This window comes from Streptomyces sp. AMJ-169 (assembly GCF_055597585.1).
On the sequence record NZ_JBVLTJ010000017.1, the window covers coordinates 22,648 to 44,166 of the forward strand.

General features: G+C 70.7%; 16 protein-coding genes. 10 read left to right on the forward strand and 6 right to left on the reverse strand.

What is annotated here, in order from left to right:
- The first annotated feature begins 98 nt into the window (after positions 1-98).
- The 3 genes from ACYUD3_RS32705 (at position 99) to ACYUD3_RS32715 (ending at position 3,649) form a co-directional block, all read left to right on the forward strand.
- On the forward strand, positions 99-1,049 hold the full coding sequence (locus tag ACYUD3_RS32705; RefSeq protein ID WP_470978042.1) for a PrsW family intramembrane metalloprotease: 951 nt from the start codon (positions 99-101) through the stop codon (positions 1,047-1,049).
- A gap of 90 nt (positions 1,050-1,139) precedes the next feature.
- The gene (locus tag ACYUD3_RS32710; RefSeq protein WP_470978047.1) at positions 1,140-1,370 is read left to right on the forward strand and encodes a heavy-metal-associated domain-containing protein; all 231 of its coding nucleotides are present in this window, start codon (positions 1,140-1,142) and stop codon (positions 1,368-1,370) included.
- Positions 1,371-1,411: 41 nt separating this feature from the next.
- Positions 1,412-3,649: a heavy metal translocating P-type ATPase gene (locus ACYUD3_RS32715; protein ID WP_470978050.1), complete on the forward strand. Its 2,238-nt coding sequence runs from the start codon at positions 1,412-1,414 to the stop codon at positions 3,647-3,649.
- A gap of 675 nt (positions 3,650-4,324) precedes the next feature.
- Here ACYUD3_RS32715 and ACYUD3_RS32720 read toward each other — a convergent pair.
- Together ACYUD3_RS32720 and recD2 are read right to left on the reverse strand one after the other, a co-directional pair.
- The gene (locus tag ACYUD3_RS32720) at positions 4,325-5,614 is read right to left on the reverse strand and encodes a citrate synthase (protein ID WP_470978053.1); all 1,290 of its coding nucleotides are present in this window, start codon (positions 5,612-5,614) and stop codon (positions 4,325-4,327) included.
- Between the two features lie 291 nt (positions 5,615-5,905).
- On the reverse strand, positions 5,906-8,182 hold the full coding sequence (gene recD2 / locus ACYUD3_RS32725) for an SF1B family DNA helicase RecD2 (protein WP_470978055.1): 2,277 nt from the start codon (positions 8,180-8,182) through the stop codon (positions 5,906-5,908).
- Positions 8,183-8,730: 548 nt separating this feature from the next.
- On the opposite strand from recD2, the gene ACYUD3_RS32730 reads away from it, so the two are divergent.
- The 6 genes from ACYUD3_RS32730 (at position 8,731) to rbsD (ending at position 16,038) form a co-directional block, all read left to right on the forward strand.
- Positions 8,731-9,954: a mannosyltransferase family protein gene (locus ACYUD3_RS32730; RefSeq protein ID WP_470978057.1), complete on the forward strand. Its 1,224-nt coding sequence runs from the start codon at positions 8,731-8,733 to the stop codon at positions 9,952-9,954.
- A 169-nt stretch (positions 9,955-10,123) separates the two neighbouring features.
- Entirely contained in the window at positions 10,124-11,140 is a 1,017-nt protein-coding gene (locus ACYUD3_RS32735) for a LacI family DNA-binding transcriptional regulator (RefSeq protein WP_470978060.1), read from the forward strand.
- Positions 11,137-12,660, forward strand: a complete 1,524-nt coding sequence (locus ACYUD3_RS32740; protein ID WP_470978062.1) for a sugar ABC transporter ATP-binding protein — start codon at positions 11,137-11,139, stop codon at positions 12,658-12,660. Before ACYUD3_RS32735 ends, ACYUD3_RS32740 begins: the two co-directional genes overlap by 4 nt.
- Entirely contained in the window at positions 12,650-14,593 is a 1,944-nt protein-coding gene (locus ACYUD3_RS32745) for an ABC transporter permease/substrate-binding protein (RefSeq protein WP_470978064.1), read from the forward strand. Before ACYUD3_RS32740 ends, ACYUD3_RS32745 begins: the two co-directional genes overlap by 11 nt.
- A gap of 96 nt (positions 14,594-14,689) precedes the next feature.
- A complete protein-coding gene (locus ACYUD3_RS32750; protein WP_470978067.1) occupies positions 14,690-15,652 on the forward strand; it encodes a ribokinase in 963 nt (320 codons plus the stop codon).
- Complete coding sequence (gene rbsD / locus ACYUD3_RS32755; RefSeq protein ID WP_470978070.1) at positions 15,649-16,038, forward strand: D-ribose pyranase; 390 nt, start codon at positions 15,649-15,651, stop codon at positions 16,036-16,038. The genes ACYUD3_RS32750 and rbsD overlap by 4 nt, the downstream gene beginning before the upstream one ends.
- Before the next feature lie 436 nt (positions 16,039-16,474).
- Here the strand turns inward: rbsD and ACYUD3_RS32760 are convergent, their stop codons facing one another.
- The 4 genes from ACYUD3_RS32760 to ACYUD3_RS32775 all read right to left on the reverse strand — a co-directional run bounded on the left by ACYUD3_RS32760 (position 16,475) and on the right by ACYUD3_RS32775 (position 20,215).
- Positions 16,475-16,843: a hypothetical protein gene (locus tag ACYUD3_RS32760; protein WP_470978073.1), complete on the reverse strand. Its 369-nt coding sequence runs from the start codon at positions 16,841-16,843 to the stop codon at positions 16,475-16,477.
- Positions 16,844-17,079: 236 nt separating this feature from the next.
- Positions 17,080-17,877 (reverse strand): sugar phosphate isomerase/epimerase family protein, encoded by a 798-nt coding sequence (locus ACYUD3_RS32765; protein WP_470978383.1) that lies wholly within the window; start codon positions 17,875-17,877, stop codon positions 17,080-17,082.
- 32 nt (positions 17,878-17,909) lie between these two features.
- Entirely contained in the window at positions 17,910-19,067 is a 1,158-nt protein-coding gene (locus ACYUD3_RS32770; protein ID WP_470978075.1) for a dihydrodipicolinate synthase family protein, read from the reverse strand.
- Positions 19,064-20,215: a Gfo/Idh/MocA family protein gene (locus ACYUD3_RS32775; protein WP_470978386.1), complete on the reverse strand. Its 1,152-nt coding sequence runs from the start codon at positions 20,213-20,215 to the stop codon at positions 19,064-19,066. Before ACYUD3_RS32775 ends, ACYUD3_RS32770 begins: the two co-directional genes overlap by 4 nt.
- Positions 20,216-20,461: 246 nt before the next feature.
- Here ACYUD3_RS32775 and ACYUD3_RS32780 point away from each other — a divergent pair, with 246 nt between their 5' ends.
- The gene (locus ACYUD3_RS32780; protein WP_470978078.1) at positions 20,462-21,517 is read left to right on the forward strand and encodes a LacI family DNA-binding transcriptional regulator; all 1,056 of its coding nucleotides are present in this window, start codon (positions 20,462-20,464) and stop codon (positions 21,515-21,517) included.
- The last annotated feature ends 2 nt before the right edge of the window (positions 21,518-21,519 follow it).

Consider the following 21,519-nt stretch of genomic DNA (forward strand, 5'->3'; position numbering starts at 1 on the left):
CGAGGGCCTCGGACTGCGGCACGGCACACACGCCCCTAAAGTGCGACCAAAGCCGTATACCGGCACCGTCCTCCCGGTCGTACGAGGGGCCCTCTTTCGTGACCCACTCCCCGCAGCCCGGCGCGCCCCGGGCCCGCATCCCCGGTCCGCAGCAGCCGCCGTCGAGCTACCCCCGTATCCGCGCGGGCCTGTGGAAGCACTGCCTGGGCGGCGGGCTCGCCCTGTGGGCGCTGACCGCGGCCGTCACCTACGCCACCCGCAACACGACCCTGCTGCCGACGCTGATCCTGCTCGGCAGCTTCCTGGTGCCGGTCACCTTCGTGCTGTGGGCGTACGAGCGGCACGGCCGCGATCTGGGCGTGAGCGCGATCCTGGGGTGCTTCCTGACCGGCGGCACCCTGGGCGTCCTGGGCGCCTCCCTGATGGAGACCTATCTGCTGCACCCCTCCCTGGGGATGTTCGTCGGCGTCGGGCTGATCGAGGAGGCCGCCAAGCTGGCCGCCCTGATGCTGGTGCTGCGCGGCCAGACGCGGCTGCGCGGGATGAGGGCGGGGCTCGTCCTGGGGGCGGCCGTCGGCTTCGGCTTCGCGGCCCTGGAGAGCGCCGGGTACGCCTTCAACGCGGCCGTCTCCACCGAGGGCATCGACCTGCGGGCGCTGCTGGAGACGGAGATCCTGCGCGGCGTCCTCGCCCCCTTCGGGCACGGCCTGTGGACGGCGATCGCGGGCGGCGTCCTGCTGGCGCACCGGCGCCCGGACGGCCGGTTCCGGCTCGGCGCGGCGGTCGTGTGGACGTATCTCGGGGTCTCCCTGCTGCACGCCCTGTGGGACTCCACGCACGGGATCGCGGTCTGGCTGGTGACCCGGCTGACCAGTACGACGTTGGACCGGGCGCTGTTCGAGCTGGGTTATCTCGCGCGGCCGACGGACCAGCAGCAGCACCTGTTCACGCTGTTCTCGGTCGGCGGGATGGTCTGCGTGGCGCTCTTCGGGCTGGTCTGGGTGCGCTCGCTGACCCGGCGGGACCCCTCTTGGAGGAATACCCCCTAGGGGTATACAGTGGGGAAGTGGAGGGCACCGTGGGCCCCGACCGGCCCGCGCCGCCCCGCGCACCGCACCCTTCCCACGAGGAGTAACCCCATGAGCGGCACCCAGGACACCGTCACCACCGTCTACAAGGTGAGCGGCATGAGCTGCGGCCACTGCGAGGGGGCGGTCTCCGGCGAGATCTCCCGGCTCGACGGCGTCAGCTCGGTCAAGGCCGTCGCCTCCAGCGGCGAGGTCACCGTCGTCTCCGCCGCCGCGCTCGACGAGGACGCCGTCCGCGCGGCCGTCGACGAGGCCGGTTTCGAACTGGCCGGCCAGGTCTGAGAGCCGCCGCCCGCCGTGCTTTCCCGTTCCTGGAGTAGGACATGTCCAGCACGCACACTCCGATAGCCCCCGGACTCCCGTCCGAAGTCGATCTGGTGATCGGCGGCATGACCTGTGCCTCCTGCGCCGCCCGGATCGAGAAGAAGCTCAACCGCATGGACGGCGTCACCGCCGCCGTCAACTACGCGACCGAGAAGGCCAAGGTCAGTTACCCCCCAGGGGTGACGGTCGCCGATCTGATCGAGACGGTCGTCAGGACCGGCTACACGGCCGAGGAACCCGCGCCCGAAGCACCCGCGCGCGTGGAGCGAGAAACGGTCGAAAGCGATCCCGAACTGACCGCGCTGCGTCACCGGCTGCTCGTGACGGCCGCCCTGGCGCTGCCGGTGATCCTCCTGTCGATGATCCCGGCGCTCCAGTTCGACAACTGGCAGTGGCTGTCGCTGACGCTGGCCGCGCCCGCCGTCGTCTGGGGCGGCTGGTCCTTCCACAAGGCCGCGTGGACGAACCTGCGGCACGGCGCCTCCACCATGGACACGCTGGTCTCCGTGGGCACGCTCGCCGCGTTCGGCTGGTCCCTGTGGGCGCTGTTCTTCGGGCACGCCGGGATGCCGGGGATGCGGCACGGCTTCGAGTTCACCGTCACCCGCGCGGACGCCTCCTCCTCGCTCTACCTGGAGGTCGCCGCCGGGGTCACCGCGTTCCTGCTCCTCGGGCGCTATCTGGAGGCCCGCGCGAAGCGGCGCTCCGGGGCCGCCCTGAGAGCGCTCATGGAACTCGGCGCCAAGGACGTCGCCGTCCTGCGCGCGGGGCGTGAAGTCCGCGTCCCCGTGGGCGAGTTGCCGGCCGGTGACCTGTTCGTCGTGCGGCCCGGCGAGAAGATCGCCACCGACGGTGTCGTCACCGAGGGCGTCTCGGCCGTCGACGCGTCCATGCTGACCGGCGAGTCGGTGCCGGTGGACGTGGGGCCCGGGGACGGCGTCACCGGGGCGACGGTGAACGCCGGCGGGCGGCTCGTCGTGCGCGCCACGCGCGTGGGCGGTGACACGCAGCTCGCGCGGATGGCGCGGCTCGTGGAGGCGGCGCAGAGCGGGAAGGCGGAGGTCCAGCGGCTGGCGGACCGGGTGTCGGCGGTGTTCGTGCCGGTCGTGCTGGTGATCGCCGCGGCGACCTTCGCCGGGTGGCTCGCGGCCACCGGGGACACCGTCGCCGCGTTCACGGCCGCCGTCGCGGTGCTGATCATCGCCTGCCCGTGCGCGCTGGGGCTCGCCACACCGACGGCCCTGATGGTCGGCACGGGGCGCGGCGCCCAGCTGGGCATCCTGATCAAGGGCCCTGAGGTCCTGGAGTCCACGCGCCGCGTCGACACCGTCGTCCTGGACAAGACCGGCACGGTGACGACCGGGCGGATGACCCTCCAGGACGTGTACGCCGCCGAAGGCACCGACGAGGGGCAGTTGCTGCGGCTCGCGGGGGCGCTGGAGCACGCCTCGGAGCATCCGGTCGCGCGCGCCGTGGCCGCAGGGGCGGCTGAGCGGGCCGGGGGGCTGCCGGAGGTGTCCGGGTTCGAGAACGTGCCCGGCAGGGGCGTACGCGGGCGGGTGGAGGGTTTCTCGGTGGCCGCGGGGCGGCTCTTCGAGGAGCTGCCCGAGGAGCTGGCGCGGGTGCGGGACGGGTTCGAGCGGGCCGGGCGCACCGCTGTCGTCGTCGGCTGGGACGGCGCCGCGCGCGGGGTGCTGGCCGTCGCGGACGCCGTGAAGGACACCAGCGCGCAGGCGGTGCGCGAGCTGCGCGCGCTGGGGCTCACGCCGGTGCTGCTGACCGGCGACAACCGGACCGTCGCCGAGGCGGTCGCGGCGCAGGTCGGCATCGACGAGGTGATCGCCGGGGTGCTGCCCGAGGACAAGGTGGCCGCCGTGCGGCGGTTGCAGGGCGAGGGCCGGGTCGTGGCGATGGTCGGGGACGGCGTCAACGACGCGGCGGCACTCGCGCGGGCCGATCTGGGGCTCGCGATGGGCACGGGCACGGACGCGGCGATCGAGGCGAGCGACCTGACGCTGGTGCGCGGGGATCTGCGTACGGCCGGTGACGCGATCCGGCTGGCGCGGCGGACGCTCGCGACCATCAAGGGGAACCTCGTGTGGGCGTTCGGCTACAACGTGGCCGCGCTGCCGCTGGCCGCCGCCGGGCTGCTCAACCCGATGATCGCGGGGGCGGCGATGGCGTTCTCGTCGGTGTTCGTGGTGACCAACAGCCTCCGGCTGCGTGCGTTCCGTTGATCTCGCACCCGGACCAGGCGTAGGTTACCCACGGTCACGCAAAAGTTGTTCAATTCGAGACGACCGAATATGACAATCCCCCTGGAGTCCGGCCGACGCCTCACATAAGCTCTTCACAAGGCTCGCGCATCTTCCTTACGCTTGGGCCCCGATCGCCGTACCTGGTCACTTGTGTATCTAACGGGACATATACAAGAGACACAGATCACAGTGATGTGAACGTAACCATCGAAGGGGTTCGAAGGTCTAAGTTGACGATGTCAGGAAGCGTCTTGGGGGGCGCCGACTGGCGTCTGGGGATGTCTTGGGGGACTTCTCCAGAGATGCGTTGCCGGGACACGTACAACGGGAAGCTTTGAGCGGCCCTCCCAGCGTGCGCGTCCCGGCAGATCGCAATAACCGCATAACTCGCAGCACATAGCTCGCAGCACAGCGATTCAGGCGCTGTCCTCCGAAACGCCCGGCCGGATCCCGTGGGGGGAATCCGCACCGGGACACGGGAAGGCGCCCTGTTCGTCGGCCCGTGGGGGGACCGGCGTCGGGGCGCCTTCTGCTGCGTTCTGATCCTTTTTGTCGTTTTCGTCGACCTGGTCAACTGTCCGAAACGGCAACCTAAAAGGGGCCGCCCTTACGGGCAGCCCCTGTCAGAGTCGAAACTCAGCGTGCGGAAACCGCTCAGCGCTCCTCGACGGGCACGAAGTCCCGCTCGACGACGCCCGTGTAGATCTGGCGCGGGCGGCCGATGCGCGAACCCGGCTCCTTGATCATCTCGTGCCACTGGGCGATCCAGCCCGGGAGCCGGCCGAGGGCGAACAGGACCGTGAACATCTCGGTCGGGAAGCCCATGGCCCGGTAGATCAGGCCGGTGTAGAAGTCGACGTTCGGGTAGAGGTTGCGCGAGACGAAGTACTCGTCGGAGAGCGCGTGCTCCTCCAGCTTCAGCGCGATGTCCAGCAGCTCGTCGGACTTGCCGAGGGCCGACAGGACGTCGTGCGCGGCGGCCTTGATGATCTTCGCGCGCGGGTCGAAGGACTTGTACACCCGGTGGCCGAAGCCCATCAGGCGGACGCCGTCCTCCTTGTTCTTCACCTTGCGGATGAAGGAGTCGACGTCGCCGCCGTTCGCCTGGATGCCCTCCAGCATCTCCAGCACCGACTGGTTGGCGCCGCCGTGCAGCGGGCCCCACAGGGCGTTGATGCCGGCGGAGATCGAGGCGAACATGTTCGCCTGCGAGGAGCCCACCAGGCGGACCGTGGAGGTCGAGCAGTTCTGCTCGTGGTCCGCGTGCAGGATGAGCAGCTTGTCGAGCGCGGCGACGACGACCGGGTCGAGGTCGTAGTCCTGCGCCGGCACGGAGAACGTCATGCGCAGGAAGTTCTCGACGTAGCCGAGGTCGTTGCGCGGGTAGACGAAGGGGTGGCCGACCGACTTCTTGTACGCGTAGGCCGCGATCGTCGGAAGCTTGGCGAGCAGCCGGATCGTCGAGAGGTTGCGCTGCTTCTCGTCGAACGGGTTGTGGCTGTCCTGGTAGAACGTCGACAGCGCGGAGACGACCGAGGACAGCATGGCCATCGGGTGGGCGTCGCGCGGGAACCCCTTGTAGAAGTTCTTGACGTCCTCGTGCAGCAGGGTGTGCTGCGTGATCTCGCTCTTGAAGGAGGAGAGTTCGTCGACGGTGGGCAGCTCACCGTTGATGAGCAGGTAGGCGACCTCCAGGAAGGTGGAGCGCTCGGCCAGCTGCTCGATCGGGTAGCCGCGGTAGCGGAGGATGCCCGCCTCGCCGTCGAGGTAGGTGATCGCGGATTTATAGGCGGCGGTGTTGCCGTAACCGCTGTCCAGCGTTACGAGACCGGTCTGGGCCCGGAGCTTCCCGATGTCGAAGCCCTTGTCGCCGACGGTGCTGTCGATCACCGGGTAGGTGTACTCGCCGTCGCCGTACCGCAGTACTACAGAGTTGTCGCTCACGTCTTCCCTCACCGACGTTGTGCCTCATCTTCGAGGTTGCCCTGACTGTCTCTACCATCCCCCATTTGGCGCAGGTGCGTGCACTCGGGGTCGACCATTGGGCTTATCGACGGCACTCAGTGCCGCCAACTTGCTCATCCTGCCGCCTTCGTCCCGCTTCCGGTAGTGCTCTGTGACCTTCGTGACTCATTTGATCGATCATTTTTTCTGATGCTTCACGAGGCGGGTACAGGCGCTGTGCGCGCGGGTGTTCGGGCGCGGCGGGAGGCGTCGTCCGCGCGGTGGGCCGCTTCAGCCGCGCGCGAGGCGGAAGGCGAGGGCGGTGCAGCGCCGGCCCCCGGAGACCGTCCGCACCGCCTGTCCTATCGCCTTGCGCGAGCCGACCAGCACGACCAGGCGTTTCGCGCGCGTGACGGCCGTATACAGCAGGTTGCGCTGGAGCATCATCCATGCGCCGGTGGTGACCGGGATCACGACGGCCGGGTATTCGCTGCCCTGGGAGCGGTGGATGGTGACGGCGTAGGCGTGCGCCAGTTCGTCCAGTTCGTCGAAGTCGTAGGGCACCTCCTCGTCCTCGTCCGTCAGCACGGTGAGGGTCTGTTCCACCGGGTCGAGTGAGGTGACGACGCCGACGGTGCCGTTGAAGACGCCGCTCGCGCCCTTGTCGTAGTTGTTGCGGATCTGGGTGACCTTGTCGCCGACGCGGAAGACCCGGCCGCCGAAGCGTTTCTCGGGGGTGTCGGGGCGGCCGGGGGTGACGGCCTGCTGGAGGAGGCCGTTGAGGGCGGCGGCGCCCGCGGGGCCGCGGTGCATGGGGGCGAGGACCTGGATGTCGCGGCGCGGGTCGAGGCCGAACTTCGCGGGGATGCGCCGCGCGGCGACGTCCACGGTGAGCCGGCCCGCCTCCTCCGTGTCGTCCTCGACGAACAGGAAGAAGTCCTTCATGCCGTCGGTCAGCGGATGCTGCCCGGAGTTGATGCGGTGCGCGTTGGTGACCACCCCGGACTGCTGGGCCTGGCGGAACACCCGGGTGAGGCGGACGGCGGGAACCGGGCCGCCGTCGGCCAGGAGGTCGCGCAGGACCTCGCCCGCGCCGACGCTGGGCAGCTGGTCGACGTCGCCGACGAACAGCAGATGCGCGCCCGGGGGGACGGCCTTGACGAGCTTGTTGGCGAGCAGCAGGTCCAGCATGGACGCCTCGTCGACGACGACCAGGTCGGCCTCCAGCGGGCGGTCGCGGTCGTACGCGGCGTCGCCGCCCGGCTTCAGCTCCAGCAGGCGGTGGACCGTGGACGCCTCGGCGCCGGTCAGCTCCGCCAGGCGTTTGGCGGCGCGGCCCGTGGGGGCGGCGAGCAGGACCTTGGCCTTGCGGGCGCGGGCCAGCTCGACGACCGACCGGACGGTGAACGACTTGCCGCAGCCGGGACCGCCGGTGAGGACGGCGACCCGCTGCGTCAGCGCCAGCTTGACGGCGGCCTCCTGCTCGGGCGCCAGCTCCACCCCCGTACGCCCCTTCAGCCACTCCAGGGCGCGCTCCCAGCGGACGTCCTGGAAGACCGGCATGCGGTCCTCCCGCGCGCGCAGGAGGCGCAGCAGCTGGGCGGAGAGGGAGAGTTCGGCGCGGTGGAAGGGGACCAGGTAGACGGCCGTGATCTCCTCGCCGTCGGGCCCGGGGACCTTCTCGCGGACGACGCCGGGCTCCTCGCCGTCCTCCCCGGGCCCGGCGAGTTCGGCCAGGCACTCGATGACCAGGCCGGTGTCGACCTGGAGGAGTTTGACGGCGTCGGCGATGAGGCGTTCCTCGGGGAGGAAGCAGTTGCCCTGGTCCGCCGACTGCGAGAGGGCGTACTGGAGGCCCGCCTTGACGCGCTGGGGGCTGTCGTGCGGGATGCCGACGGACTGGGCGATCTTGTCGGCGGTGAGGAAGCCGATGCCCCAGACGTCGGCGGCGAGGCGGTAGGGCTGCTCCTTGACGACCGCGATGGAGGCGTCGCCGTACTTCTTGTAGATGCGCACGGCGATGGAGGTGGAGACCTCGACGGTCTGGAGGAAGAGCATGACCTCCTTGATCGCCTTCTGCTCCTCCCAGGCCTCGGCGATCTTCTTGGTGCGCTTGGGGCCCAGGCCCGGGACCTCGATGAGCCGCTTGGGCTCCTCCTCGATGATCGTCAGGGTGTCGGCGCCGAAATGCCGCGTGATGCGGTCGGCGAAGACCGGGCCGATGCCTTTGACGAGGCCGGAGCCGAGGTAGCGGCGGATGCCCTGGACGGTGGCGGGCAGGACGGTCGTGTAGTTCTCGACGGTGAACTGCTTGCCGTACTGCGGGTGCGAGCCCCAGCGGCCCTCCATGCGCAGGGACTCGCCGGCCTGGGCGCCGAGCAGGGCGCCGACGACCGTGAGGAGGTCGTTCGCGCCGCGGCCGGTGTCCACGCGCGCGACGGTGTAGCCGTTGTCCTCATTGGCGTACGTGATCCGCTCCAGCACGCCCTCGACCACGGCGAGGCGCCGTTCGCCCGCCGGGCCCGTCTTCTGCTCCGCCGTCTGCTGCTCCGCCGTCTGCTGCGACATGGCACGACGGTACCGGCCGGCACTGACAGCGGGGTACGGAAACCGGCCCGTGAAGCTACCGCCGGGTATCCGGACAAGCGCTCACCATTTCACCGCCGGTCCACAAGCGTGATCGAAGCTTTACACTTCAAGCATCAGGCCGGTCTATTTTTGCGAACTTTTGCATGAGAGGATCAAAGAGCTGATCGCGGAGCACCTGAAATAAGCCTCGCGGTACAGCGAGATCCGGTCCCTGGGATTCCCCCACCCCGACCCGCCCGGAGCCAGCACCATGCCCTCTCCCCCGCCCCGATCCGTGCTGATCGGCTCGTTCGCCGTCGGCACGCTGCTGATCGCCATGGCGCCGCCGGTGTTATCAAGAGGCGTACCACCCCTTCACGCTCCGCATTCGGCACCCAATGCGAGACCGCCCGGACTTCCCCCCGCGCACCCCGCACCGCACTCCGATTCCCGGCCGTGGCCGAGCCCTGGACCGGGCTGATCCGGCTTTCCTGTCAATTCCCCGTGCCGGAATCCGCATTACCGAAGAAAGAAATACGAACCGCCCTATGCCGCCCACTCCGCTGCCGATGAAGCCGCTCCCGCCCGAGGCCCCGGCCACCGCCCCGGCGGCCCGCCGCGACCCCTGGGAGACCTCGCCCGCCGAGCGGCCCCGCTGGAGACGCGCCGTGCTCGCGGCCCGCGTCCCGTTCGCCGTGTACGCGTTCTCGCTGGTGCTGCACCTCGCGCTGCTGGCCGCGCTGAACCCGGCGGACGGCCCCGGTCTGCACGAGCGGCTGACGGCATGGGACGGGGAGTGGTTCCTGGACATAGCGCGCAACGGCTACCCCCAGGACTACGCGATCACCCAGGACGGCCTCCAGGGCGGCACCCTGGCCTTCTTCCCGGCCTACCCGCTGCTGATCCGCGCGGTGCACGCGGTGACCAGTCTCGGCTACGCCACGGCCGGCATCGTCGCCGCCCATCTCGCCCTGCTGGCCGCGCTGATCTGCCTGCACCGGCTGCTGCTGCGGCTGTACGACCGGCGCACCGCGCACATCGCCGTGTTCCTGGTCGCCTGCGCCCAGCCGATGGCCCTGGTCTTCCTGATGACCTACAGCGAGTCCCTGTTCCTCGCGCTGGCCGCCGGGACGCTGCTCGCGATCCACCGCAAGGCCTGGCTGACGGCCGGCTTCCTGGTGCTGTGCGCCGGGCTCACCCGGTCCGTCGCCGTCGCGCTGATCGCGGCCCTGGGGGTCGCCGTCGCGCTGCACCTGCGCAAGGAGCGGCGCGTGGAGTGGCGTCCCCTGGTCGCCATGGTGGTGTCCTACCTCGGGGTGCCCGGGTACGTCCTGTGGGTGGCCGCGCGCACCGGGAAGCTGGACGCCTGGTTCGAGATACAGCAGGCCGGCTGGGGGACCCGCTGGGACAACGGCGGCGCCTTCTTCGACTTCCTGAAGTACGCGTTCGTCCGCGCGGACGGCTGGGTCGCCGTCAGCACCGCCCTGCTGCTGATCACCCTGGTGCTCGCCACGGCCGCCGCCTGGCGCGAGCGGACCTGGCTGCCGCTGGCGGTCTACGGCACGGTCGTCCTGGTCATGACGCTGGGGCAGAGCAACTACTACCACTCCAAGCTGCGGCTGCTGATACCCGCGCTGATCTTCGTCATACCGGCGGCCCGCGCGCTCGCGCGCGTACGGACGTCCACCGCGATCGTCACCCTGGCCGTCGCCGCCCTCTTCGGGTCCTGGTACGGGGCGTACATGCTGGACGTGTGGCGGTACGCCATATAGCGAGCCCCCCTCCCCATAGAGACCCCCTTCCAGACGCCGCTCATCTGAGCGGCGTTTATCACGATCGGGTTTCAGCCACTGGCGGAACTCTTGCTCAACCCCCATGTAATCGATTCCAATCGACCGCACACGTCGATGTAATCGATTCCACGAGGAGGTGGAGCCGGCGATGGCGAGTATCAAGGACGTCGCTGCCGAGGCGGGAGTGTCTGTCGCCACGGTCTCGCGTGTCCTGAACGAGCACCCCTCGGTGAGCGAAGAGGCACGCGCGCGGGTGCTGGCCGCCGTCGAGGCGCTGGGCTACCGGCCCAACGCCGTCGCCCGGTCGCTGCGCACCGACCAGACGCACACCCTGGGCCTGGTCATCAGCGATGTGCTGAACCCGTACTTCACCGAACTGGCCCGCTCCGTCGAGGAGGAGGCCCGCGCGCTCGGGTACAGCGTGATCATCGGGAACGCCGACGAGCGGCCCGACCTCCAGGACCACCACGTCCGCACGCTGCTGGACCGGCGGATCGACGGGCTGCTGGTCTCCCCCACCGACGGCGGGTCCCCGCTGATGCTGGACGCCGTGCGGGCCGGGACGCCGATGGTCTTCGTCGACCGGTGGATCCCGGGCGTGGACGTGCCCGTGGTCCGCGCGGACGGCCGGGCGGCCGTACGGGACCTCGTGGCACATCTGCACCGGCTCGGGCACCGGCGGCTCGCGATCATCGCGGGTCCGGCGGCCACCACGACCGGCCAGGAACGCGTCGAGGCGTTCCGTGAGGCCCTCCAGGAGGTCGGTCTGGACCTTCCCGAGGAGTACATCGGGCAGGGCGACTTCCAGGCCGCCAGCGGGCGGCGGGTGACCGAGGGGTTCCTCGATCTCGCCGAGCCGCCGCAGGTCGTGTTCGCCGCCGACAACCTGATGGCCCTGGGCGCCCTGGACGCCGTACGCGCGCGCGGGCTGCGGGTGCCGGACGACATCGCGCTGGCGGCGTTCGACGACATCCCCTGGTTCGTGCACACGGACCCGCCCGTCACCGCGGTCGCCCAGCCCACGGGCGAGCTGGGGCGGGCCGCCGTGCGCGCGCTCGTGGACCGCATCGAGGGGCGTGCGCCGCGGTCGGTGACGCTCCCCGCCCGTCTCGTCGTTCGCCGCTCCTGCGGCGAGCCCCCCGCAACGAACAGGAGCCAGCCGTGAGCGACCCGGACGAGTTGCTGCGCATCGAAGGGCTGCGGAAGACCTTCCCCGGGGTGGTCGCGCTGGACCGCGTCGACTTCGACCTGCGCCGGGGCGAGGTGCACGTCCTGCTGGGCGAGAACGGCGCCGGAAAGAGCACGCTGATCAAGATGCTCTCCGGCGCCTACACCCCCGACGAGGGCCGCATCCTGGCCGGCGGCGAAGAAGTGCGCATCCATGGCGCACAGGACTCCGAGCGGCTGGGGATCGCCACGATCTACCAGGAGTTCAACCTGGTGCCCGACCTGACGGTCGCCGAGAACATCTTCCTGGGCCGTCAGCCGCGCCGCTACGGGATGATCGACCGGGGGACCATGGAGGCGGAGGCCGCCGTCCTCCTGGAGCGCGTCGGCGTGAACGTGTCGCCCCGCACGCGGGTGCGTGAACTGGGCATCGCGCGGCTCCAGATGGTCGAGATCGCCAAGGCGCTGAGCCTGAACGCGCGCGTGCTCATCATGGACGAGCCGACGGCCGTGCTGACCTCCGAGGAGGTCGAGAAGCTGTTCGTCATCGTGCGCAAGCTGCGCGAGGACGGCGTGGGGATCGTCTTCATCACGCACCACCTGGAGGAGATCGCCGCCCTGGGCGACCGTGTGACGGTCATCCGGGACGGCAAGTCCGTCGGCCAGGTGCCCGCCTCCACCCCGGAGGACGAACTCGTCCGCCTCATGGTGGGCCGCTCCATCGAGCAGCAGTACCCGCGCGCGCGGGACACCGACAAGGGCGCCGCCCTGCTGTCGGTCGAAGGGCTCACCCGGGACGGCGTCTTCCACGACGTCAGCTTCGAGGTGCGCGCCGGTGAGGTCGTCGGCATCGCCGGCCTGGTCGGCGCGGGCCGCACCGAGGTCGTACGGGCCGTCTTCGGGGCCGATCCGTACGACCGGGGGGCCGTGAAGGTCTCCGGGGCCGTGGTGCGCCGGCATGACGTGGGCGCGGCCATGGCGGCCGGGATCGGGCTGGTGCCGGAGGACCGCAAGGGGCAGGGGCTCGTCCTCGACCAGTCGGTCGAGGAGAACCTGGGCCTGGTCACCCTCAGGGCGGCCACCAAGGGCGGTGTCGTCGACCTCAAGGGGCAGCGTGAGGCCGCCGCGCGGATCGCCGGGCAGCTGGGCGTGCGGATGGCCGGGCTCGGCCAGCAGGTGCGCACGCTGTCCGGCGGCAACCAGCAGAAGGTCGTCATCGGCAAGTGGCTGCTCGCCGACACCAAGGTGCTGATCCTCGACGAGCCCACGCGCGGGATCGACGTCGGCGCCAAGGTCGAGATCTACCAGCTGATCAACGAACTGACGGCCGCCGGGGCCGCCGTACTGATGATCTCCAGCGATCTGCCCGAGGTGCTCGGCATGAGCGACCGGGTGCTGGTGATGGCCCAGGGCCGGATCGCGGGCGAGCTGTCCGCCGAAGCGGCCACGCAGGACGCGGTGATGTCCCTCGCCGTGAGTACTCCCACTACCGAACTGGAGGCCCCCCGTGGCCGCTGACACGCTCAAGGGCGGCACGGGCGCCGGTGGCGCCGCGGCGGTGCGCCGTCTGCTGCTCGACAACGGCGCGCTGACCGCGCTGATCGTCCTCGTCATCGCCATGTCGGCGCTGTCGGGCGACTTCCTGACGACCGACAACCTGCTGAACGTCGGCGTCCAGGCGGCCGTGACGGCCATCCTGGCGTTCGGCGTGACCTTCGTGATCGTCTCCGCCGGCATCGACCTCTCGGTCGGCTCGGTGGCCGCGCTGTCGGCGACCGTGCTGGCCTGGAGCGCGACCTCGCACGGCGTACCGGTGTTCCTCGCGGTGCTGCTGGCCCTGGCGACCGGCATCGCCGCCGGTCTGATCAACGGGTTCCTCATCTCGTACGGCAAGCTGCCGCCGTTCATCGCGACGCTCGCCATGCTGTCGGTGGCCCGCGGTCTGGCACTGGTGATCTCCGGCGGTTCGCCGATCGCCTTCCCGGACTCGGTCTCACATCTGGGCGACACACTCGGGGGCTGGCTGCCGGTGCCGGTGCTGGTCATGGTCGTCATGGGGCTGATCGCGGCGTTCGTGCTGGCGCGGACCTACATCGGGCGTTCCATGTACGCGATCGGCGGCAACGAGGAGGCCGCGCGGCTGTCCGGGCTGCGGGTGCCGAAGCAGAAGCTCGCGATCTACGCGCTGTCCGGTGTCTTCGCGGCCGTCGCGGGCGTCGTGCTCGCCTCCCGGCTGTCGTCCGCGCAGCCGCAGGCCGCCGACGGGTACGAGCTGGACGCGATCGCGGCCGTCGTCATCGGCGGCGCCTCCCTCGCGGGCGGCACCGGCAAGGCGTCGGGGACGCTGATCGGCGCGCTGATCCTCGCGGTGCTGCGCAACGGGCTCAACCTGCTGAACGTGTCCGCGTTCTGGCAGCAGGTCGTCATCGGTGTCGTCATCGCGCTGGCGGTGCTGCTGGACACGGTCCGGCGCAAGGCCGGGGCGGCGCCCACGGCGGTGGGGACCGGCGGTCGCGGCAGGCAGGCCGCCACGTACGGGCTCGCGGCCGTGGTGACGGTGGCGATCGTGGGGGCGACGTCGTTCCTGCACGACGGCGGGTCCGCGACGGACAGGCCGAAGGTCGGGCTCTCGCTCTCCACGCTCAACAACCCGTTCTTCGTGCAGATCCGCGCCGGCGCGCAGGCCGAGGCGAAGAAGCTCGGCGTCGACCTGACCGTCACCGACGCCCAGAACGACGCCTCGCAGCAGGCCAACCAGCTTCAGAACTTCACCAGTTCGAGCCTCAAGGCGATCATCGTCAACCCGGTGGACTCCGACGCGGCGAGCAACTCCGTGAAGGCCGCGGACAAGGCGAAGATCCCCGTCATCGCCGTCGACCGGGGCGTCAACAAGGCGGACGTCGACGCGCTCGTCGCCTCCGACAACGTCGCCGGCGGCGAGCAGGCCGCCAAGACGCTCGCCGAGAAGCTGGGCGGCACCGGGAAGATCGTCATCCTCCAGGGGCAGGCCGGTACGTCCGCCGCGCGCGAGCGGGCCGAGGGCTTCGCCAAGGGGCTGAAGGCGTACCCCGGCATCCAGGTCCTCGCCCAGCAGCCGGCCGACTTCGACCGCACCAAGGGCCTCGACGTCATGTCGAACCTCCTCCAGGCGCACCCCGACGTCCAGGGCGTCATCGCCGCCAACGACGAGATGGCGCTCGGCGCGGCGAAGGCGCTCGGCGCGAAGGCCGGCAAGTCGGTCCAGGTCGTCGGCTTCGACGGAACTCCCGACGGGCTCAAGGCCGTTGAGAACGGGACCCTGTACGCGTCGGTGGCCCAGCAGCCCTCGCAGCTCGGGCGGATCGCCGTCGACAACGCGCTGCGGGCGCTCCAGGGCAAGAAGGTCGAGGAGACCGTCAAGGTGCCGGTGAAGGTGGTCACCAAGGAGAACGTGGCCGGGTTCAGCGGCTGAGGTGAGCGGGCGGCCGGGGTGCTTCACAAGTACCCCGGCCGCATCGGTAGTTCGGCCCGGGGCCGTCCAAGTGGCCCGTCCTGATTGGGGAGTTACATGTACGACTACGACCTGCTGGTCGTCGGGTCGGCCAACGCCGATCTCGTGATCGGCGTCGAGCGCAGGCCCGGCGCCGGGGAGACCGTGCTCGGCTCAGACCTCGCCGTCCACCCGGGCGGCAAGGGCGCCAACCAGGCTGTCGCGGCGGCCAAGTTGGGCGCCCGTACGGCCCTGCTGGCGCGGGTCGGCGACGACGCCAACGGGCGGCTGCTGCTTCAGTCCCAGCGGGCGGCCGGGGTCGACACGGTGGGCGTGCTGGTGGGCGGGGCGCCGACCGGCGTCGCGCTGATCACCGTCGATCCGTCGGGCGACAACAGCATCGTCGTCTCCCCCGGCGCCAACGGCCGCCTCACCCCGGCGGACGTCCGCGCGGCGGGTTCCCTCCTCCACGCCTCGCGGGTGGTCTCGGCGCAGCTGGAGATCCCGATGGAGACGGTCGAGGAGGTCGTGCGGCAGCTGCCGGAGGGGACGCGGTTCGTGCTCAACCCCTCGCCGCCGCAAGGGCTTTCGGCGGAGGTGCTGCGCGCCTGTGATCCGCTGATCGTGAATGAGCACGAGGCCCGGGTGATTCTCGGGGGCGGGGCGCTCGGGGGCGATCCTGCCGAGTGGGTGCGGGAGTTGCTGGCGAGCGGGCCCAAGTCGGTTGTGGTGACGATGGGTTCGGAGGGGGCGTTGGTCGCCACTCGGGCTCCGGACGGGGCCGGGGGTGCCGATGACGTCGTCCGGGTGCCGTCCGTGAAGGTCGACGCCGTCGACACGACCGGGGCCGGGGACTCCTTCACGGCCGCGCTGGCCTGGAAGTTGGGGGCGGGGGCCACTCTGGCCGAGGCAGCCGTGTACGCGGCCCGGGTCGGGGCGGTCGCCGTGACCCGGCGGGGGGCGCAGGAGTCGTTCCCGACCGCTGAAGAGGTCGACGCCCTGGAGACGTTCCCTACGGCCACGGAGGTCGGGTCCCTGTGAAGAAGTCCGGAATCCTCAACCGCCATCTCGCCGGTGCCGTCGCCGAGTTGGGGCACGGGGACGGGGTGCTGATCTGTGACGCCGGGATGCCGATACCGGACGGGCCGCGCGTCGTCGACCTCGCGTTCCGGGCGGGGACGCCGTCGTTCGCTGAGGTGCTCGCGGGGCTGCTGGAGGAGCTGGTGATCGAGGGGGCGACGGCCGCGCAGGAGGTGCGGGCGGCGAACCCCGAGGCGACGGCGCTGCTCGACTCGGCTTTCCCCGGGCTGGAGTTGGTCTCCCACGAGCGGCTGAAGGAGCTGTCGGCGGGGGCGCGGCTGGTGGTGCGGACGGGGGAGGCGCGGCCTTACGCGAACGTGCTGCTGCGGTGCGGGGTGTTCTTCTAACGGGCGCTCGCGGAACCGGCGTTCGCACGGGCGGCGCTGAACCGGCGTTCGCGCGGGCGGCGCTGAACCGGCGTTCGCGCGGGCGGCGCTGAACCGGCGTTCGCACGGGCGGCGCTGAACCGGCGCCACCGGCACCGGCGTTCGAGCGGGCGCCCCCGCAACTGACGTACCCCTGGCGAAACTTCGAGGGGCCCGGTCCGTCGACTGGGCCCCTCGGTCTTCCCCCCTGCGTGCCGGAACCCCCTTGCGATCCCCCCAGATCCCCCTCCGGGGCCCGGCGACATGTATGACCGGCGGCCCCCCGTAAGGGTTGTACGGGATTCCAAGATTTTTTTCAGGTGGCGCGGGGCCGGTCCTGGCCCGGCGTGCAGGACAATCGACGGAGCTTGCCCCACCCCGGATCGGACGGGGTGGGGCAAGCGGTCTCACGGGGTGATCAGGCGACGCGGACCAGGACCTCGGCGGAGACGGTGCTGCCGTCGACGACCCGCAGGACCTGGGCGCCCTTCTTCGTGAACTTGTCGGTGACCTTGTAGGCGCTCTTCACGACCGGGGCGGCGTTAGGGAGGGTCAGCCACTTGTTGCCGGTCTTGACCTGGAGGGTGACCTTGGAGCCCTCCTTGAGGCCGGCGGTCTTGCCGGTGAAGGTGACGACGTCGCCGAGCTTGATGTCCGTCTTGCTGGCCTTGATGGTGATGGTCGCCTTGGGGGCGGGGACCGGGTTCGGGGCGGCGGACGCGGCGGCGGCGCCGGTCACGACGAGGGCGGCGGACAGCGCGGAAACGGCGGCGATACGCGTGTTCACAGTTATCTCCTGGTTTTCCATAGGGTTTATCGGCCGCAATTTGCAACGCCTTCGCATTGGATCGCGGCGCGCTGATCCTACAGACACGACCAGGTCGGTCACGGTTCCCGAGTTCTTGAAAAAGTGCAGATCAACAGCCCAGTCACAGTTAATTCGGCGCAACCGGACCGCTGATCTGCAATTCTTGGCGAGAGCTGTGTGAATAAGGCTTCACAAAGAGCCGACCGGCTATGGGATCAGCCCGCGTGCTCCACGAACCGCGCCGCCGTCTCCGCGAGCACCTCGCGGCCGTCGCGCGCCCACAGCCCGTCGTTGAACAGCTCGACCTCGATCGGCCCGGCGTACCCGGCCGCCTCGACGTACCCCTTCCACTCCCGCATGTCGATCGCGCCGTCCCCGATCTGCCCGCGCCCGTTGAGGACGCCTTCGGGCAACGGGGTGGTCCAGTCGGCGATTTGGAAGGTGTGGATACGGTTCCCGGCGCCCGCGCGGGCGATCTGCGCGGGCGCGTCGTCGTCCCACCAGATGTGGTACGTGTCGACCGTCACGCCGACCTGGTGCGCCGGGAAGCGCTCGGCGATGTCGAGGGCCTGGGCGAGGGTCGAGACGACACAGCGGTCGGCCGCGTACATCGGGTGCAGCGGCTCGATCGCGAGGCGTACGCCGTGCTGTTCGGCGTACGGGCCCAGTTCGGCGAGGGCGTCCGCGATGCGTTCGCGGGCGCCGTGCAGGTCCTTGGAGCCGGCCGGGAGGCCGCCGGAGACGAGGACGAGGGTGTCGGTGCCGAGGGCCGCCGCCTCCTCGATGGCGCGGCGGTTGTCGGCGAGGGCGGCCTGGCGCTCGGCCGGGTCGATCGCGGTGAAGAAGCCGCCCCGGCACAGCGTCGTGACCGCGAGGCCCGCCTCGCCGAGGAGTTTGGCGGTGGCCTCGAGTCCGTACGTCTGGACGGGCTCGCGCCATAGGCCGACTTTGGTGACGCCCAACTCGCCGCAGGCGGCGGCGAGTTCCGGGATCGACAGCTGCTTCACCGTCATCTGGTTGATGCTGAAGCGGCTCAGGGAGTCGGTCACTGATTCACCCCGTAGACAGAGAGCAGGTTCTTCATCCGCTCCTGCGCCAGCTTCGGGTCGGGGAACAGGCCCAGTCCGTCGGCGAGTTCGTAGGCGCGGGCGAGGTGCGGGAGGGAGCGGGCCGACTGGAGGCCGCCGACCATCGTGAAGTGGGACTGGTGGCCGGCGAGCCAGGCGAGGAAGACGACTCCCGTCTTGTAGAAGCGCGTCGGCGTCTGGAAGAGGTGGCGGGACAACTCCACCGTGGGGTCGAGGAGTTCACGGAAGCCCGCCGTGTTCCCGGTGTCCAGGACGCGCACCGCCTCGGCGGCCAGCGGGCCCAGCGGGTCGAAGATGCCCAGCAGGGCGTGGCTGAAGCCCTTCTCGTCGCCCGCGATCAGCTCGGGGTAGTTGAAGTCGTCGCCGGTGTAGCAGCGCACGCCCTGCGGGAGCCTGCGGCGCAGGTCGACCTCGCGCTGGGCGTCGAGCAGGGAGACCTTGATGCCGTCGACCTTGTCGGGGTGGGCGGCGATCACTTCGAGGAAGGTGTCGGTGGCCGCGTCCAGGTCGGACGAGCCCCAGTAGCCTTCCAGCGCCGGGTCGAACATCGGGCCCAGCCAGTGCAGCACGACCGGCTCGGCGGCCTGGCGCAGGAGGTGGCCGTACACCTCCAGGTAGTCCTCGGGGCCCGAGGCCGCCGCCGCGAGGGCGCGGGAGGCCATGAGGATGGCCTGGGCGCCGGACTCCTCGACGAGGGCCAGCTGCTCCTCGTAGGCCGCGCGGATCGCCGCGAGGGACCCGTCGGCCGCAGTGAGCTGGTCGGTGCCGACGCCGCACGCGATCCGGCCGCCAACTGCCTTTGCCTCGGCGGCACTTCGGCGGATCAGTTCCGCCGCGCCCGCCCAGTCCAGGCCCATGCCGCGCTGGGCGGTGTCCATCGCCTCGGCGACACCCAGGCCGTGCGCCCAGAGGTGGCGGCGGAAGGCGAGGGTGGCGTCCCAGTCGACGGCGGCCGGGGAGTCGGGCGAGACGTCGGCGAAGGGGTCGGCGACGACGTGGGCCGCCGAGAAGACCGTACGCGAGGTGAGCGGTACGCCCGGGGAGACGGCGAGGGGTTCGGTGCGCGGGTCGTAGGCGCGCAAACCGCCGTCCGCCGTGGGGAGTTGGATGGTCACAGGGAGATCTCCGGGACGTCGAGGCGGCGGCCCTCGGTGGAGGACTTCAGGCCCAGTTCGGCGAGTTGGACGCCTCGGGCGCCGGCGAGGAGGTCCCAGTGGTAGGGGGCGTCGGCGTAGACGTGCCTGAGGAACAGCTCCCACTGCGCCTTGAAGCCGTTGTCGAACTCCCCGTTGTCCGGGACCTCCTGCCACTGGTCGCGGAAGACCTCGGTGGCCGGGATGTCCGGGTTCCACACCGGCTTCGGGGTCGAACTGCGGTGCTGGGCACGGCAGTTGCGCAGGCCCGCGACGGCCGAGCCCTCGGTGCCGTCGACCTGGAACTCGACGAGCTCGTCGCGGTTGACGCGCACCGCCCAGGAGGAGTTGATCTGCGCGACCGCGCCGCCGTCCAGCTCGAAGACGCCGTACGCGGCGTCGTCGGCGGTCGCGGTGTAGGGCTTGCCCTGCTCGTCCCAGCGCTGCGGGATGTGGGTGGTGGCGAGCGCCTGGACGGACTTGACGCGGCCGAACAGCTCGTGCAGGACGTACTCCCAGTGCGGGAACATGTCGACGACGATGCCGCCGCCGTCCTCCGCGCGGTAGTTCCACGACGGGCGCTGGGCGTCCTGCCAGTCGCCCTCGAAGACCCAGTAGCCGAACTCGCCCCGGACGGACAGGATGCGGCCGAAGAAGCCGCCGTCGATGAGGCGCTTCAGCTTGAGCAGGCCCGGCAGGAAGATCTTGTCCTGGACGACGCCGTGCTTGATGCCCTTGGCCTCGGCGAGCCGGGCCAGTTCCAGGGCGCCGTCGAGGCCGGTCGCGGTCGGCTTCTCGGTGTAGATGTGCTTGCCTGCGGCGATCGCCTTCGTGATCGCCTCCTCGCGGGCGGAGGTGACCTGGGCGTCGAAGTAGATGTCGACGCTCGGGTCGGCCAGGACGGCGTCCACGTCGGTGGAAACGCTTTCCAGGCCGTGCCGCTCCGCCATCGCGCGCAGCACGTGCTCGCGGCGGCCGACCAGGATCGGCTCGGGCCACAGCACGGTGCCGTCGCCGAGGTCGAGGCCGCCCTGTTCGCGGATGGCCAGGATGGAGCGGACGAGGTGCTGGCGGTAGCCCATCCGTCCGGTGACGCCGTTCATGGCGATCCGCACCGTCTTGCGTGTCACGTCGGTCCCTTCGCAGAAGTCGTACGCGGTGAGTGTGCGCCGCACGTACGCCTCTCCCTGATCAGCGTCACAGCAAGCGCTTTCTATACAGAGGCAAGCTAGCCTCTGACCAGTGGTCCGGACAAGACCGTGTCCGGTTCGAGATGCCGGTGTCGTTCGAGCGGGCGAACGCGGCGGTGCTTCGGCCGTAGGGTCTCTCCGGTACGACGATGTACGACGAGACCTGCACGACCGGAGGACGACGAGATGACGGTGACCCTGGCGGACGTGGCGGCCCGCGCTCAGGTCTCCCCCGCGACGGTGTCGCGCGTGCTGAACGGGAACTATCCCGTGGCGGCCTCGACCCGGGAGCGGGTGCTGCGTGCCGTCGACGAGCTGGACTACGTCCTGAACGGTCCCGCGAGCGCGCTCGCCGCCGCGACCTCCGATCTCGTCGGCATCCTCGTCAACGACATCGCCGACCCCTTCTTCGGGATCATGGCCGGCGCGATCCAGTCCGAGATCGGCGGTTCCGCCGGGCGGGCGGGCGGGGAGCGGCTGGCGGTGGTCTGCAACACCGGGGGCGATCCGGAGCGCGAGCTGACCTATCTCACGCTGCTCCAGCGGCAGCGGGCGGCGGCCGTCGTCCTCACCGGCGGGGCGATGGAGAACGAGCCGCACGCGCTCGCCGTCGCGGCGAAGCTGCGCAGGCTGAGCGAGGCGGGGACGCGGCTGGTGCTGTGCGGCCGGCCGCCGGCCCCCGACACCGGGGCGATCGCGCTGACTTTCGACAACCGGGGCGGGGGGCGTGAACTGACCGAGCACCTCATCGGGCTCGGGCACCGGCGGCTCGGTTACATCGCGGGGCCGGAGGAGCGTACGACGACCCGGCACCGGCTCGAAGGGCATCGCGCGGCGCTGGCTGCTGCGGGGATCGAGGAGTTGCCGGGGTGGACCGTGCATGGTCCCTACGACCGCCGGGCCGGGTACGAGGCCACGCTCGAACTCCTGCGGCGGGACGGGCAGTTGACGGCCGTCGTCGCCGCCAACGACTCCGTCGCGCTCGGGGCGTGCGCGGCGCTGCGGGATTCGGGGCTGCGGATTCCGGAGGATGTCTCCGTCGCCGGGTTCGACGATCTGCCGTTCAGCATCGATGCGGTGCCTTCGCTGACGACGGTGCGGTTGCCGTTGGCGGAGGCGGGGGCTCGGGCGGGGCGGATCGCGATGGGGCGGGAGGAGGCGCCGCATGGGGGGATCGCTGTGATCCGGGGGGAGTTGATGGTGCGGGGGTCTTCTGGGGTGCCGCGCGCTGCCGCTGGGTGAGC

Bases quoted from the DNA above. Each gene is read 5' to 3' on its own strand.
- ACYUD3_RS32715 (WP_470978050.1), top strand. From the start codon at position 1,412: ATGTCCAGCACGCACACTCCGATAGCCCCCGGACTCCCGTCCGAAGTC.
- ACYUD3_RS32750 (WP_470978067.1), top strand. From the start codon at position 14,690: ATGTACGACTACGACCTGCTGGTCGTCGGGTCGGCCAACGCCGATCTC.
- ACYUD3_RS32735 (WP_470978060.1), top strand. From the start codon at position 10,124: ATGGCGAGTATCAAGGACGTCGCTGCCGAGGCGGGAGTGTCTGTCGCC.
- ACYUD3_RS32780 (WP_470978078.1), top strand. From the start codon at position 20,462: ATGACGGTGACCCTGGCGGACGTGGCGGCCCGCGCTCAGGTCTCCCCC.
- recD2 (WP_470978055.1), bottom strand. From the start codon at position 8,182: ATGTCGCAGCAGACGGCGGAGCAGCAGACGGCGGAGCAGAAGACGGGC.
- ACYUD3_RS32710 (WP_470978047.1), top strand. From the start codon at position 1,140: ATGAGCGGCACCCAGGACACCGTCACCACCGTCTACAAGGTGAGCGGC.
- ACYUD3_RS32730 (WP_470978057.1), top strand. From the start codon at position 8,731: ATGCCGCCCACTCCGCTGCCGATGAAGCCGCTCCCGCCCGAGGCCCCG.
- ACYUD3_RS32765 (WP_470978383.1), bottom strand. From the start codon at position 17,877: ATGACGGTGAAGCAGCTGTCGATCCCGGAACTCGCCGCCGCCTGCGGC.